Genomic DNA, 13,509 nt, shown 5'->3' with positions numbered 1-13,509 from the left:
GGTCTAGTGGACCGGAAGTGTCTCTTCCGCGACCGCCGCCGACGCACGTCCCGGCCGGCGGCGCAGCCGGGCCGCTGCGATCGCGACGACGACGATCGCCGCCGCCGTCATCGCCGCGCCCACCCAGAGCGGCGACGCGTAGCCGAGGCCCGCCGCGATGGTCAGGCCGCCGAGCCACGCGCCCAGCGCATTCCCCACGTTGAACGCCGCGATGTTGGCGCCGGAGGCGAGCGTCGGCGCGTGCTCTGCGGAGGTCAGGACGCGCAGCTGCAGGGCGGGGACGGTGGCGAACCCGGCCGCGCCCATCAGCACCAGCGCGATCACCGCCGCGACGGGGACGGCCGCCACCAGCGCGAAGACGCCGAGCACGACCGTGAGCACGGACAGCACCGCGATCAGCGTGCCGTCGATGGAGCGGTCGGCGAGCCGGCCGCCGAGCGCGTTGCCCGCGAACAGCCCGACGCCGAACAGGATGAGCAGCCACGGCACCGCCGCGGACGGGAACCCGGAGATCCCGGTCAGCGTGTAGGCGATGTAGGTGAATGCGCCGAACATCCCGCCGAACCCGAGGGTGGTCGCGGCCAGCGAGAGCCACACCTGTCCCGACCGGAACGCGCCCAGCTCGCGGCGCAGGCCCGGCGCGGACGTGTCCCGCTCCTCGCGCGGGACGAGCAGCGCGACGCCGGCGAGCGCGACGACGCCGATCGCCGTGATCGCCCAGAACGTGGAGCGCCAGCCCAACGCCTGGCCGAGCAGCGTCCCGAACGGAACGCCGAGCACGTTCGCCGCGGTCAGACCGGTGAACATGATGGCGATGGCGCGCGCCTGCTTGTCGGCAGGGACCATCGCAGCGGCCACCACCGAGCCGATTCCGAAGAACGCGCCGTGGCAGAGGGCGGCCAGGATGCGGCCGCCGAGCATCACGCCGTAGCTGGGCGCGAGCGCGGAGAGGGCGTTGCCCGCGATGAAGAGGACCATGAGGCCGAGCAGCACCGCCTTGCGCGGCAGCCGGGTGACGGCGGCCGTGAGGCCGATGGCGCCCACCGCGACGGCGAGGGCGTAGCCGGAGATGAGCCAGCCCGCGGCGGCCGCGTCGACGTGGAAGTCGGCGGCGACCTCGGGCAGCAGCCCGGCGATGACGAACTCGGTCAGGCCGATGCCGAATCCGCCCAGGGCGAGGGCGATCAGGCCAGCAGGCATGCGGAACTCCTGTGAATGTCGATGCGGATGAGGGAAGCGCGTATTTTGTTAGTTGCAGACGCGCTATAAATAGTTGCACGTGCAACTAGATTGCGCAACCCCGAGCACAGGAGGACGCGTGGGAATCGCCGACGACGCCGTCGAGGTGCGCGCACAGGGCTGGCGCACGCTCGCTGCGCTGCACGACTTCATCGAGACCGCGCTCGAGCGCGCGCTCACCAGGGAGGCCGGCCTCTCGGTCGTCGAGTACACCGTGCTCGACGCTCTCGACCGCCAGGACGGCTGGCACATGCGGATGCAGCAGCTCGCCCGCGCGAGCGCCCTCAGCCCGAGCGCCACCACCCGCCTGGTGAACCGGCTGGAGGAGCGCGGCCTGCTCACGCGCGTCGACTGCCTGGACGACCGGCGTGGCATCTACACCGAGCTGACCGGCGGCGGCCACGAGCTGCTCGACCAGGCCAGGCCCGTCCACGACGCCGCGCTCGCCGGCGCGCTCGACGAGGCCCACCGCATCCCCGAGCTCGCGCCGCTGCTCGACGCGCTGCCCCAGCTGGCCCTGGCCGCCCGCTAGTCCGGCCGCCTTAGCGCAGCACCTCGACCAGCGCGACCCACGAGAACAGCACCGTCGTCACGATCGCGAGGATAGTCGCGACCGCCACCAGCACGAGCCCCACTGCGGCCGTCGTCGTGCCCACGACCAGCAGGACGCCACCCGCCAGGTCGAACACCAGCGGCAGCGCGAAGAGGGCGATGCGCTCGGCGTCGGAGCGCCCGTACCCGGTCGCGGCGGAGTCCCGCCGGATCGCGACGGCCGACCGCACCGCCACCAGACCGCACACCGCGGTCCCGGCGAGCACCTGGATGCCGTATCCCCACGACACCTGACCCGGGATGAGCGCGGCGCAGCTGAGCACGACGCCGAGGATCAGCGTCGCGATCGACGCGCCCGCCCGGGCGGCGAGACCGCGCGACTCGGCGATCTGGCGGATGTTCACCGACAGCGCCACGATGAGCAGGCCGCCGAGCGCCGCGCCCGCACCCGCGACCGCGACGTTGAACTCGGACCACTCCCGGAAGACGCCGTCCATGCGCACAGCGTAACGGGGGCGGGCGCCGCAGTCTGGTGGGGCCACCCGCCGAGGGCGTATAACGGGGACATGGCCGACGCGATCACCACCTGGATCGACCGCTATCGACGCGCGTGGGAGTCGAACGACCCCGACGACATCCGCGCTCTCTTCACGGAGGACGCGAGCTACCGCACCGAACCGTTCGCCGAGCCGTGGGACGGCCACCTCGAGATCGTCGAGGGCTGGCTCGACGCGCAGGACGAGCCGGGAGCGGCGGACTTCGAGTGGCGGCTGGCCGGGCGGGACGGTGAGACCTACTTCGTGGAAGGCGTGACCGACTACGTGGACGGCCCGACCTACAGCAACCTGTGGATCGTGGTACTCGCACCCGACGGCCGCGCGCAGGAGTTCACCGAGTGGTGGATGGACCAGGAGGCCTAGAGCCCGCCGAGCCAGAGGCCCAGCCCGGCTGCGGGGAGCGCGAGCAGGAGCATCCCGACGCCGTTGAACAGCGCGGCACGGTAGCGGCGCTGCTGCGCGAGCCTGACGGTCTCGTAGCTCGCCGTGCTGAAGGTGGTGTAGCCGCCGAGGAAGCCGGTGCCGAGGATCGCGCGCCACTCCGGTGGCAGCCCGTGCGCCAGCGCGAGTCCCGTCACGAGGCCGAGCAGGAACGAGCCGGTCACGTTGATGACCGTCGTCCCGAGCGGGAACGAGACGGCGACCCTGCTGCGCAGCACGCCGTCGAGCACCAGCCTGGCGACGGCGCCGAGGCCGCCCGCCGCGGCGACGCCGAGCACGACGAGCGGCGTCACGCGCGATCCGCCTTCCTGCGGCCGAATGCGGAGGCCAGCGCGATCCCGGCGACGGAGGCCAGTGCACCGATGACGATCGTCGCCACCGCGTAGACGACTCCCCCGCCCAGGTTCTGCGCCGCGATCAGGCCGTCGGTGTCGACGGCGAACGAGCTGTACGTGGTGAACCCGCCGAGCACGCCCGTCCCGCAGAGCAGCCGCAGGTCGCGCCTGCGGCCCTCGTCCGGTCCGCGCAGCGCGAGCGTCTGCAGCAGCCAGCCGAGCACGAACGCGCCGACGACGTTGATGCCGAGGGTGATGACGGGGATGCCGAGCAGCGGGGGGACGGCTGCGGAGAGCAGGTAGCGCACCGTCGTCCCCGCCGCGCCGCCGACGAAGACGAGCAGCACGGATCGCCAGTGCAGGTGCACGGGGACGGGGGTTCTCGCGGACACGGGTCATCCACCCTTCGATGAGGAAGCGCAGGAACTATCAGCGACCGTCGCGGTTCGGGTGGGCTCCGCGCCGCACCCCGGCGAGATCCATCGCCGTGCTGCAACTATACCGGCGGGTCCTCCCAGGGCAGCTTCTCGCCGCCCTCGACCGGCGCGAGCGGGACGACGATCACCGGCCGGTGCTGACGGTGCGCCAGGTGCACAGCGACCGAGCCGTTGAAGAACTCCCTGACGCTGCCGCGCAGTCCGGCCTCGCGGGTTCCGACGACGATGTAGCGCGCGTCGATCTGGTCGGCCAGCCGTGCGAGCGCCCAGGCCGGGTCACCGGCCAGCTGGGTGAGGGTGAACGGGACGCCGCGGCCGTCGAGCGTCTCCCGGATGCGCGCCTCCAGCTCCGGGTCGAAGGTCTCGTCCTCGGTCTCCGGCAGGTCGGGGTCGTAGGGAAGGGCGACGACCGTGCCGTCCACGTAGCTGGAGACGAGGTAGCGGTTCGGGTCGACGTTCGCGCAGACCAGGGGGACGTCCAGGTCGTCCGCGAGCCGCGCCGCCTGGTCGAGCACCGCGACCGGCTGGCCCGGCACCACCGCCACGAGAATCCCGCCTGCCCCGACGCTCGGATTGCCGCTCATGCCCCTAGTGTGCACCATCGCCCCCGCCCGGGCGCCTGTGCATCCGCGAGGATCCGCCCCTTGGCGGGTCAGCGAGGCTGGGGGTACGGTCGGGCGAGAGAAGGGAGACAGCCGGAACATGACCGACGACAAGCCTCCGCTCCCCCGCGAGCGCCGCCGGACCACCAGGGGGCTCCGCCCGCTGCCGGAGCTGACCCGCGACGCGATCGCGCAGCTCAAGCGCCTGATCGCGGGCGAGCTCGCCCTGTTCAAGGCCGAGATGGCCGCGAAGGCGAAGGCCGCGGGGATCGGCGCCGGACTGCTCGTCGGCGCTCTCGTCTTCCTGTTCTTCGCCTTCGGCGTGCTGGTCACGGCCGCCGTCTTCGCGTTCGCGCTCATCGTGCCGGCCTGGCTGGCCGCGCTGATCGTCGCGGGCATCCTCATCGTCATCGCCGTGATCGCCGCGCTCATCGGCCGGGCCAGCCTGAAGCGCGGATTGCCTCCCGTGCCGGACGACCTCGGCTCCGAGCTGAAGGCAGACGCCCGCGCGCTGAGAGGGGAGCAGCAGTGACCGCCAAAGGCATGAACACGATGAAGCTCGAGCTCGAGGACACCCGCGCCGAGCTGGCCTCCACACTCGACGACATCTTCGCCACCTTCAACCCGCGCGTGCAGATCCGGTCGCATCCCGTGGTGTTCGCCGGGATCTTCCTGGCGATCGCGGGCGGCGCCGCCGCGATCGTGTGGCGGGGGCTGTCGCGTGGCCGCTGACGTCCCCTGGTACCGCCTCCCCTGGGGCTACGTCCTCAAGCGCACGATGCGCAGCTTCGGCCAGGACGCCTGCACCGACCTGGCCGCCGGCCTCACCTACTTCGGCGTGCTCGCCCTCTTCCCCGCGATGATCGCGCTGGTCAGCATCCTGGGTCTCGTCGGCCAGAGCCAGCAGGGCATCGACGCGCTGTTCGGGATGGTCGACGAGCTCGCGCCCGGGATGCTCGCGGTGGTCAAGGGCCCCATCGAGAGCCTTGCGTCCTCGCCCGCGACGGGGTGGGCGCTCGTGATCGGCGCCGTCGGTGCTGTCTGGTCCGCGTCCGGCTACGTCGGCGGCTTCGGCCGCGCCCTGAACCGGGTGTACGGCGTGCAGGAGGGGCGGAGCGCGTTCACACTGCGGCCCGTGCAGCTCGGCGTCACCCTCGCGTCGCTCGTGCTCGTCGCGATCGTCGCCATCCTGCTCGTCGTCTCCGGACCGATCGCCGAGGCCATCGGTCGCGCCATCGGGCTGGGCGAGGCGGCGCAGGTGGCGTGGTCCATCCTGCGCTGGCCGCTCGTGATCTTCGCCCTGGTGCTGCTGGTCGCGCTCCTCTACACGGCCACCCCCAACGTCAAGCAGCCGAAGTTCCGCTGGCTGACGCCCGGATCGTTCGTCGCGATCATCCTGCTCGGCGTCGCCTCGGCGCTGTTCGCGTTCTACGTCGCCAACTTCGGCAGCTACAACAAGACCTACGGTGCACTGGCCGGGATCATCGTGTTCCTGCTGTGGATCTGGATCGCGAACGTCGTGCTGCTGCTCGGTGCGGAGCTCGACAGCGAGATCGAGCGCGCGCGCGAGCTGGTGCACGGCACGGTCGCGGACCGCAGGCTCGCGCTCCCGCTGAAGTCCAACACGGCCATCATCAAGGCGCAGGACGCCGACGCGGCCGATATCCTCGCCGCACGGGCCATCCGCCGCCGTTACCGCTGACGTGTCGAAAACGGGCGTCGCCGTTCGACGCATCGGTAACGGCACGAGAGAGGAACAGACGATGCCCCAGTTCGCCATCATCATCTACGCAGACGGCCACGAAGGAACGCAGGAGGAGCTCGCCGAGCACGACAAGCACGCCGAGGACCTCATCCGCGAGGGCGCGCTCACGGGAGCGTACGCGCTCGCGGCGAACGAGGCGGCGAAGGCCGTGCGCGAGGACGGCGTCACCGACGGCCCGTACATCGAGACCAAGGAGCTGATCGCCGGCATCGGCATCGTCGAGGCGGATGACCTCGACGCCGCCCTGGCCATCGCTCGGCGCAACCCGGCCACCTGGCAGGGCGCCGGAGTGGAGGTCCGCGAGGTGATCGGCTCGTACATCCGGCCCTGAGGCTGGCCGGATAGGCTCGCGCCATGAGCGACGAGCGGCCAGGCCACGACCACCCGGACAGCAGGGGCCGCACCGGCCTCCATCGGACGGGAAGGGAGCTGTCGGGGAACCCGGGCGTCCGTGTCACCGATGTCGAGGTGGTCTCCGACGGCTGGCACGTCCTGCGCCGCACCACGTTCGACTACCGCGCCCGGGACGGCTCGTGGACGACGCAGGCGCGGGAGACGTACGACCGCGGGAACGGCGCGACCGTGCTCCTCTACGACCCGGAGGCGCGCACCCTGCTGCTGACCAGGCAGTTCCGGTTCCCGGTCTACGTCAACGGCCACCCCGACGGGATGCTCGTGGAGACGGCCGCCGGCCTGCTCGACGGAGACGCCCCGGAGGAGGCGATCCGCCGCGAGGCCGCCGAGGAGCTCGGCGTGCGCATCGGCGAGCTCGAGCACCTGTTCGACCTCTACATGAGCCCGGGCTCCGTGACCGAGCGCGTGCACTTCTACGCGGCGCCCTACCGACCGGCGGACATCGCCGGCGGTGGCGGCGTCGCGGACGAGGGCGAGGAGATCGAAGCGGTGACGATCGGCTACGACGACGCGCTCGCGATGATCGCCGACGGCCGGATCGCGGACGGCAAGACCGTGATCCTGCTGCAGTGGGCCGCGCTCACGCTGTTCGGCAGGTGAGGCCGGCCGGCCGTGTCTGCCCCATCATCCGGGTCAGCCGGGGATGAACCGCTCGACGAGCAGGGCGGTGCCGATCAGCACCATCGCGGCGCCGGACACCTTGGCGACGATGGCGAGCGCGCGCGGGCGGGTGCGCAGGATGCGGCGGGCGAGCACGGCGACCAGCGAGTAGACGACGGCGCAGTCGACCAGGTGCAGGCTGCCGAGGACGAGCATCTGCGCCGCCGGCGGCATCCCGCCGGGGCTCGTGAACTGCGGCAGCAGGGCGAGCAGGAGCAGCAGGCCTTTCGGGTTGAACCCGCTGACGCCGGCGCCGCGCAGGAACTGCGCGGTCGCACTCCCGGCGATCGGCTCGCCGTGCGGGCCGACCGGCTCGGCGCGGCGGACGAGCGCGTTGACGCCCAGCCAGATCAGGTACGCGGCGCCCCCGACGGTCAGCACCGTGAGCACGATCGGGTACTGCGTCACCAGCGCGCCGACCCCCACCGCTACCGCCGTGATGAGCACCGCGTAGGCAGACAGCATCCCGAGCAGGGTCGGCGCGATCGAGCGCGCCCGCAGCCCCGCGGTGATCACGTACGCCCAGTCGGCGCCCGGCGTGAGCGCGAGCAGCACCGCGAGCGTCCAGAACTGCGCGACGAGGGAGAGGTCCATGGTCGAAGAAGATACGCAAAACTTCGCGGGAAGTGCTTCGATTTCTGCGCGCGTAACACGGCGTTGCGCGGGAGAATCGTTCGCATGGACAGTCTTGACCGCAAGATCCTCTCTGCACTGCAGGAGGACGGCCGCATCAGCGTCACCGAACTCGCCGCACGCGTCGGCCTCAGCCTGTCCGCGTGCCACCGCCGCGTGCGCGAACTGGAGCAGTCCGGCGTGATCGAGCAGTACCGCGCGGTGGTCTCCCCCGCCGCGGTGGGCCTCACGTTCGAGGCGATCGTGTTCGTCACCATCAGCCGCACCGACCCGGACACGGTCGGCGCGTTCGAGGAGGCCGTGGTCGCCATCCCGAACGTGGTGGAGGCCGAGCGGCTGTTCGGCGACCCCGACTACATGCTGCGCGTGCTGACCCCGGACCTCGCCGCATACCAGGAGCTCTTCGACGGCGCGCTCGGCGGCCTGCCCGGCATCCAGCGGGTCTCCTCGACCCTGGTCATGAAGCGCCTCGGCGCGGGGGCCGCGGTTCCGCTGCCCTAGCGCCTGCGGAAACCCGCCCTGGACTCACGGCCCTCGCAGCGTGTAGAGTCTGGAACCCTGCGCCGACCGGCGCAGACGGCCCCGAGCAGCGCTCATGACGGAAGGGATCAGGATGCGATACCTCGCGAACCTGAAGCGCGAACAGCGCGCCCTCCGCAGTGACCAGCGCTCGCGGGGTCTGTAGCACCGCATCCACGGATGCCGCTCAGCCCCGGCCGTTCACCCGGGGCTGTCCTCTCGTCCTCCCGTCCACTCGGGGTTCGCGGGCCGTCCCGGACCCATCGAGAAGAGACGAAAGGACAATGGAGAGAATCTCGAACCGCCTGCTCAACTGGGCCTCCCTGCTGGAGGACAACACCAGGGACCAGGCGGTCGCCACCTCGCGGATGCCGTTCATCCACCCGCACGTCGCCCTGATGCCCGACGCGCATCTCGGCCTCGGCGCGACGGTCGGGTCGGTCATCCCCACGCTCGGCGCCGTGATGCCAGCGGCCGTCGGGGTCGACATCGGCTGCGGGATGATCGCGGTGCGCACGCAGTTCCGCCGCGCGGACCTGACCACCGCGCGCGCACCGCTCTCGGACCTGCGCCGCTCGATCGAGCGCGCGATCCCGCTGTCGGCCGGCGGCAAGAACAACCGCGTCGTCGCCACGGCGGAGCCGCGCGTGGAGGAGCTGACCGCCCTCGCGGCCGACGCCGGCTTCGACCCGGCCCGGTACGTGAAGGACTGGGAGCGTCAGCTCGGCTCGCTCGGCTCGGGGAACCACTTCATCGAGGTGAGCGTCGACGAGGACGACGCGGTCTGGCTGTTCCTGCACTCCGGGTCCCGCGGCGTCGGCAACCGGATCGCCGGGCATCACATCCAGGTCGCCCGGTCGCTGATGGCGAAGTGGTGGATCGAGCTGCCGGACAGGGACCTCGCCTACCTCGTGGAGGGGACGCCGGAGTTCGACGCGTACATCGCCGAGCTGCGTTGGGCCCAGCACTTCGCGCTGCTGAACCGTGAGGAGATGATGGACCGGGTGATCCGGCAGACGGCGGAGCACCTCGGCACCCCGGTCGAGGAGCTCGAGCGGATCAACTGCCACCACAACTTCACCGAGCGTGAGCGCCACTTCGGCAAGGACGTGTGGGTGTCCCGCAAGGGGGCGATCTCGGCCAGGCCCGGGCAGCTCGGGCTGATCCCCGGCTCGATGGGCACGGCGTCGTACGTCGTCTCCGGCCTCGGCAACCCGCTGGCGCTGGAGTCCTCCCCGCATGGGGCGGGGCGGCAGTACTCGCGTTCGGCGGCGAGGCGCACGTTCACGCACGAGCAGCTGCGTGAGGCGATGACCGGTATCGAGTTCCGGGACACGGACGCGTTCCTGGACGAGATCCCGCAGGCCTACAAGCCGATCGACCGGGTGATGGCGGACGCGGCCGACCTGGTCGAGATCCGGCACACGCTGCGTCAGCTCGTCAACGTGAAGGGCGACTGAGGGTCCGCGGGTCGTGTCGCTGCGGCGGCGCGGCCCGCGCGCCCCGGCTCAGCCGTAGCGGAGCGTTGCGCCGTCCGACTTGAGGAAGTCGATGTGGACGTGGTTGCAGGTGTCGCTGAACGGCTTGAAGTTGTCCAGGCTGATCGAGGCGCGGCACTCCACCTGGCCCAGGCCGGTGCCGTTCGGGACCAGCGGGTCGAGCACGTGGATGAGCTGGAGCGACATCTCGTCGCCGCCGGTGAGCGGGCGGCCGTTCAGGAGGTAGAAGTCGACCGCGTGGCCGCCGCCGTCGGCGTAGTGCGCCGACTCGGTGCCCGCGCCCTCGATCTGGCCGGTGCAGCGACGGTTGATGTCGCTCACGCCCACCTGGCTGAAGTTGTCGAGCGCGACGGAGATCGCCTGCAGCACGCGGTAGTCGACGCCGCAGCCGGGGACGACCTTGCCCTCGGCCAGGTTCGCGATCTCGGGGATGTGGTTCGGGGTCGAGCCGACCAGCCGGCCGGAGGCGACGGCGCCCATGAGCTGCACGGCGAGCGCCTGCACGGTGGGCGAGACGGAGTCGTTGGTGGTGGAGTCGAGCGCGGCGGGGCTCTCCTCGATGCTGAGGCCCTCGCGGGCGACGACCTGGGCGACCGTGTTGGTGCCGCCGGTCAGCGTCTGCACGGCGAGCGCGGTCTTCGCGTTCCCGATGGTCGAGCCTTCGCCGGTATAGGCGTAGGCGGGCAGCGCCGCGGTGCCGAAGAACGCGGTGAGCGCGAGCAGCACGACGGTGTGGAAGCCCCAGCGGCGGCGGTCGCCGACGTGCAGCCGCCGGTAGATGCCGCTCTGCGGGTGCGCCGGCCGTGCCGGGTCGGCGACCGACGGACCGTGCGAGCGGGCGGCCTCGGTGCGGGCGGCCTCCGCCTTCGCCGCCTTCAGCGCGCTGCGGTCCGGACGCGACGGCTTCACGACGACGCGCTGGCGCACCTCGCGCTGGCGCCCCTCGGCCTTCGCCCGTCCGCGCGAGCGCTCCGCCTCGAGGGCGGCGCGACGGCTGAGGGGGGCGGGAGCCGCGGGAGCGGCTTCCAGCGAGTCCGCACTGGTGAAGTCGTTGACCGGATCGGCCGACAGGCCCTGACGCTCGTCCACGTCCATGACGACGGGTGCCCGATAGCTGCGGCGAGAGCGCAGAGGGGCCGTGGACTCGGTCAAACTGGTCTTCCCTGGGGGGTCGGAGGGGGGACGCCCACGAGCGGGCGCCGGAGGTACCCAACCATTTCTACCCTATTTCGCCTGGACGTTCTATCAATGCAGACGAATGGATCCGCGGAGGGGGCGCATACCGCGCGTTCGGGTCGCGCAGAAGCACCCCATCCGTGATCGAATCGGATGCGGGTTGCCGATCACTGCAAACGTATGCCCGCCATCCGCGTGGCCCGCTGCCTGGTACGGCTGCTACGACACCGCGCTACGGGATGGCGACCGCGAGCTCCACACGCCCCGCGCCGCTCTCGTGCAGGGTCACCGCGCCGCGTTCTGAGAGCTGTCGCAGACCGATCCCGGGCTGAGCGGACGCGAGCGCGCCGCCGGAGGTGACGACGACCTCCACCCCGGACGGGCGGTCCGGGCGCACCTCCAGGCTCACCGGTGTCCCGTCGCCGTGCCGCACCGCGTTCGCGAGCCCCTCGGAGATGGCGTCGACGACGGCGGAGGCCCGCGCAGGCTCCCGCAGCCGGTCCCAGACGCCGTCGCCGATGGTGGTGCGCAGCGGGATCGCGGACCGCCAGCTCTCCACGAGCGCGGCCACCCGGTCGGCCGCGTCCGGCTCGGCGGGAGGCGCGAGCAGCTCGGCGCGGATGCGCTGGACGACCGCGCGCAGCTCCGCGGACGCGTCCTCCTCCGGGCGGCCGCCTCTGGCGGCGCCGAGCGCGAGCGCGGCGGCGATCAGCTCGGCCTGGACGCCGGAGTGCAGCAGCCGCGCGAGCGAGGCGCGTTCGTGCTCGTAGTCCGCGCGCATCCGGGCCGCGGACTGGATGTTGGCCTGGAGCGCCGCCTCGAGCTCGCTCTGGTCCTGGCGGACGCGAGCGGACAGGGAGGCGACGAGAGCGACGCCGATCGCGATCACCCCGTAGGTGGCCGACTCGAACCAGACCAGCCGCGGGTCGTGGCCCATCGCGCGCACGACGAGGTCGCTCGTCGCCGAGAGCAGCACCCCGATGAGCAGGTAGCCGGTCACGAGGACGAGCAGCCGCCAGCGGCGCACCGTCACCTCGACGAGCCGCGCCAGCACCGCGTTCGCCAGCCAGACCACCAGCAGACCGCTGAGCAGCGGGAGCAGGCTGACGACGATGCCGTACTGCTGGATCGCGAACGGCGTCACGAGGGCCGCATAGAGCAGGGCGAGCAGGAGCGGGGGAGCCGCGCGCATCCCGCCGAGCACCGAGACCACCCAGTCCCGGTTCGAGACCCTGGCGTCGCCGGCCGCCGCGTCCGGCTGGGCGTCCTCGTCCTCGTACAGCCGGTGGCTGGCGGGGCGCACCACCTCCTCGGCGAGCGCGCGGAGCAGCCGCGCGGCGTCCTGCGCCTGGATGCCGTGCTCCGCCGCCGCCTCCGTCGCGGTCTCGAGCTGGCCGAGCACGTCGTCCACGGCGGAACCGCGGAGCTCCCCGATGCGCTCCGCCGCTTGCTCGGCGTCGCGCGCGGAGGCGGAACGCGCCGCCCGCAGCCGCCGGTACACGCCGAGATGATCGCGGACGAGGTCCACCGCAACCGCGATGAGCGCGAACACCGTGACCGTCACGACGAGGTTGATCATGATGCGGCCGGCCAGGTCGCCCGCCCGCACCGGGATGCCGAGCGCGGCGCCGGAGGCCAGGAACAGCAGCGGGCGGAGCGCGCCGATGAGCGCGAAGATCAGCAGCACGACGGAGGGACGCGCCCGCGGCGACGTGATCCGCAGCAGGGCGCTCCCGCACAGCAGCAGGCCGCCGACGGCCGCGTGCTGCAGCGAGGCCACGGCGACGACCGCCCACGGGCCGTTCGCCACGTACTGCAGGCCGGACATGACGGTCAGCGCGAACGGCGCCGTCACGAGCCACGTCCACCAGGTGATCGCCGACGGTCCGGTCGCGCGCGCGATCAGCCGCCGGGTGCGCGCTCCGGCGGACTCGGCGCGGGCCGTGGCGGTCATACGCCGGAGTCCGGGTCGCCGTACGTGGCGGTGTACAGCGTCGCCGCTGCGACGCGCGGCGTCGTGTGCTCGCCCGCGGAGAGGCCGAGGGCCTGGAACACACGCTCGACGCTCTTCTCGACGGCGCGCACCGAGACGCCACGGCGGCGGGCGATCTCGGCGTTGGTGAGGCCGGCGGCGAGCAGGCGCGTGGTCTCCAGCTGTGCGGGGCTCAGCCGCAGCAGCGCAGCCTGGGCGCCGCTGCCCTCCGCGAGGTGCGCGACGGGGCGGTCGGCGAGCACCGCCTCGGCGGCGTCCACCAGCTCGTCCACCGACGCGATGGCGCCCTTGTTCACGAAGGAGGCGCCCGCGACGGTGTCCTTCGCCTGCGCGGCGGCCGCCTCCCGCGAGACGTTGCTCAGGAACAGCACGGCGATATGCGGTGCGCGCTCGCGCAGGATCGTCGCGAGCTCGACCCCGTTCGGCCGCGAGCCGAGGTCGATGTCGGTGACCAGGAGGTCGGGGTCTGCCTCGTCGGCGAGGCGCAGCGCCTCGACCGCCGAGGGGGACGCCGTGACCTCGAATCCCCGCTGCCCGAAGGCGTCGGCGACGAGGGAACGCATGAGGGCGTGGTCCTCCACCACCAGCACGCGCCGCCTCCAGGTGTCCACCACGGGGAAAGACTAGCCCGGCCGCGGGACGCGCTCGATCGGCGGGTGCACCCCAATTCGGGAGCACGAGAAGAGG

Annotated in this window: 18 protein-coding genes and 1 riboswitch; of the genes, 9 read left to right on the top strand and 9 right to left on the bottom strand. The window is 72.2% G+C overall.

What is annotated here, in order from left to right; genetic code table 11:
• Nucleotides 1-3: 3 nt before the first annotated feature.
• Nucleotides 4-1,200, bottom strand: a complete 1,197-nt coding sequence (locus tag ACTHMF_RS03430; protein ID WP_314146255.1) for an MFS transporter — start codon at nucleotides 1,198-1,200, stop codon at nucleotides 4-6.
• Between the two features lie 118 nt (nucleotides 1,201-1,318).
• On the opposite strand from ACTHMF_RS03430, the gene ACTHMF_RS03425 reads away from it, so the two are divergent.
• Nucleotides 1,319-1,771 (top strand): MarR family winged helix-turn-helix transcriptional regulator, encoded by a 453-nt coding sequence (locus tag ACTHMF_RS03425; RefSeq protein WP_314146254.1) that lies wholly within the window; start codon nucleotides 1,319-1,321, stop codon nucleotides 1,769-1,771.
• Nucleotides 1,772-1,781: 10 nt separating this feature from the next.
• Here ACTHMF_RS03425 and ACTHMF_RS03420 read toward each other — a convergent pair whose 3' ends face one another.
• The gene (locus ACTHMF_RS03420; RefSeq protein WP_314146253.1) at nucleotides 1,782-2,288 is read right to left on the bottom strand and encodes a hypothetical protein; all 507 of its coding nucleotides are present in this window, start codon (nucleotides 2,286-2,288) and stop codon (nucleotides 1,782-1,784) included.
• Between the two features lie 69 nt (nucleotides 2,289-2,357).
• Between ACTHMF_RS03420 and ACTHMF_RS03415 the strand changes: the two genes are divergently transcribed.
• A complete protein-coding gene (locus ACTHMF_RS03415; protein WP_314146252.1) occupies nucleotides 2,358-2,711 on the top strand; it encodes a nuclear transport factor 2 family protein in 354 nt (117 codons plus the stop codon).
• On the opposite strand, the gene crcB is transcribed toward ACTHMF_RS03415, so the two are convergent.
• From crcB to ACTHMF_RS03400, 3 genes are all read right to left on the bottom strand, one after another.
• Nucleotides 2,708-3,082: a fluoride efflux transporter CrcB gene (gene crcB, locus ACTHMF_RS03410; RefSeq protein WP_440316300.1), complete on the bottom strand. Its 375-nt coding sequence runs from the start codon at nucleotides 3,080-3,082 to the stop codon at nucleotides 2,708-2,710. The genes ACTHMF_RS03415 and crcB overlap by 4 nt on opposite strands.
• Nucleotides 3,079-3,516, bottom strand: coding sequence for a fluoride efflux transporter FluC (locus tag ACTHMF_RS03405; protein WP_440316299.1), 438 nt, complete (start codon nucleotides 3,514-3,516; stop codon nucleotides 3,079-3,081). Before ACTHMF_RS03405 ends, crcB begins: the two co-directional genes overlap by 4 nt.
• A 21-nt stretch (nucleotides 3,517-3,537) precedes the next feature.
• A riboswitch (Fluoride riboswitch) is annotated at nucleotides 3,538-3,620 on the bottom strand.
• Entirely contained in the window at nucleotides 3,621-4,145 is a 525-nt protein-coding gene (locus ACTHMF_RS03400) for a universal stress protein (RefSeq protein WP_314146249.1), read from the bottom strand.
• A 118-nt stretch (nucleotides 4,146-4,263) separates the two neighbouring features.
• On the opposite strand from ACTHMF_RS03400, the gene ACTHMF_RS03395 reads away from it, so the two are divergent.
• The 5 genes from ACTHMF_RS03395 to ACTHMF_RS03375 all read left to right on the top strand — a co-directional run bounded on the left by ACTHMF_RS03395 (nucleotide 4,264) and on the right by ACTHMF_RS03375 (nucleotide 6,942).
• Complete coding sequence (locus tag ACTHMF_RS03395) at nucleotides 4,264-4,695, top strand: phage holin family protein (protein ID WP_440316298.1); 432 nt, start codon at nucleotides 4,264-4,266, stop codon at nucleotides 4,693-4,695.
• A complete protein-coding gene (locus ACTHMF_RS03390; RefSeq protein WP_440316297.1) occupies nucleotides 4,692-4,895 on the top strand; it encodes a hypothetical protein in 204 nt (67 codons plus the stop codon). Before ACTHMF_RS03395 ends, ACTHMF_RS03390 begins: the two co-directional genes overlap by 4 nt.
• Entirely contained in the window at nucleotides 4,885-5,865 is a 981-nt protein-coding gene (locus tag ACTHMF_RS03385; protein WP_314146246.1) for a YihY/virulence factor BrkB family protein, read from the top strand. The genes ACTHMF_RS03390 and ACTHMF_RS03385 overlap by 11 nt, the downstream gene beginning before the upstream one ends.
• Nucleotides 5,866-5,926: 61 nt before the next feature.
• Entirely contained in the window at nucleotides 5,927-6,259 is a 333-nt protein-coding gene (locus tag ACTHMF_RS03380) for a YciI family protein (RefSeq protein WP_314146245.1), read from the top strand.
• A 23-nt stretch (nucleotides 6,260-6,282) separates the two neighbouring features.
• Nucleotides 6,283-6,942, top strand: coding sequence for an NUDIX domain-containing protein (locus ACTHMF_RS03375; RefSeq protein ID WP_440316296.1), 660 nt, complete (start codon nucleotides 6,283-6,285; stop codon nucleotides 6,940-6,942).
• Nucleotides 6,943-6,975: 33 nt separating this feature from the next.
• On the opposite strand, the gene ACTHMF_RS03370 is transcribed toward ACTHMF_RS03375, so the two are convergent.
• Nucleotides 6,976-7,596, bottom strand: a complete 621-nt coding sequence (locus ACTHMF_RS03370; RefSeq protein ID WP_314146243.1) for a LysE family translocator — start codon at nucleotides 7,594-7,596, stop codon at nucleotides 6,976-6,978.
• Between the two features lie 84 nt (nucleotides 7,597-7,680).
• Between ACTHMF_RS03370 and ACTHMF_RS03365 the strand changes: the two genes are divergently transcribed.
• A complete protein-coding gene (locus ACTHMF_RS03365) occupies nucleotides 7,681-8,136 on the top strand; it encodes an Lrp/AsnC family transcriptional regulator (protein ID WP_314146242.1) in 456 nt (151 codons plus the stop codon).
• A gap of 302 nt (nucleotides 8,137-8,438) precedes the next feature.
• On the top strand, nucleotides 8,439-9,614 hold the full coding sequence (locus tag ACTHMF_RS03360) for an RtcB family protein (RefSeq protein ID WP_440316295.1): 1,176 nt from the start codon (nucleotides 8,439-8,441) through the stop codon (nucleotides 9,612-9,614).
• Nucleotides 9,615-9,662: 48 nt separating this feature from the next.
• Here the strand turns inward: ACTHMF_RS03360 and ACTHMF_RS03355 are convergent, their stop codons facing one another.
• The 3 genes from ACTHMF_RS03355 to ACTHMF_RS03345 all read right to left on the bottom strand — a co-directional run bounded on the left by ACTHMF_RS03355 (nucleotide 9,663) and on the right by ACTHMF_RS03345 (nucleotide 13,436).
• Nucleotides 9,663-10,805 (bottom strand): hypothetical protein, encoded by a 1,143-nt coding sequence (locus ACTHMF_RS03355; RefSeq protein ID WP_440316294.1) that lies wholly within the window; start codon nucleotides 10,803-10,805, stop codon nucleotides 9,663-9,665.
• Nucleotides 10,806-11,061: 256 nt separating this feature from the next.
• On the bottom strand, nucleotides 11,062-12,783 hold the full coding sequence (locus ACTHMF_RS03350; RefSeq protein WP_440316293.1) for a hypothetical protein: 1,722 nt from the start codon (nucleotides 12,781-12,783) through the stop codon (nucleotides 11,062-11,064).
• On the bottom strand, nucleotides 12,780-13,436 hold the full coding sequence (locus ACTHMF_RS03345) for a response regulator transcription factor (protein ID WP_440316292.1): 657 nt from the start codon (nucleotides 13,434-13,436) through the stop codon (nucleotides 12,780-12,782). Before ACTHMF_RS03345 ends, ACTHMF_RS03350 begins: the two co-directional genes overlap by 4 nt.
• Nucleotides 13,437-13,509: the final 73 nt, after the last annotated feature.

Source organism: Leifsonia sp., assembly GCF_051955155.1.
Classification (GTDB): domain Bacteria; phylum Actinomycetota; class Actinomycetes; order Actinomycetales; family Microbacteriaceae; genus Leifsonia.
The sequence above is the reverse complement of the archived record's forward strand: the minus strand, read 5'-3'. Positions and strand labels throughout refer to the sequence as shown.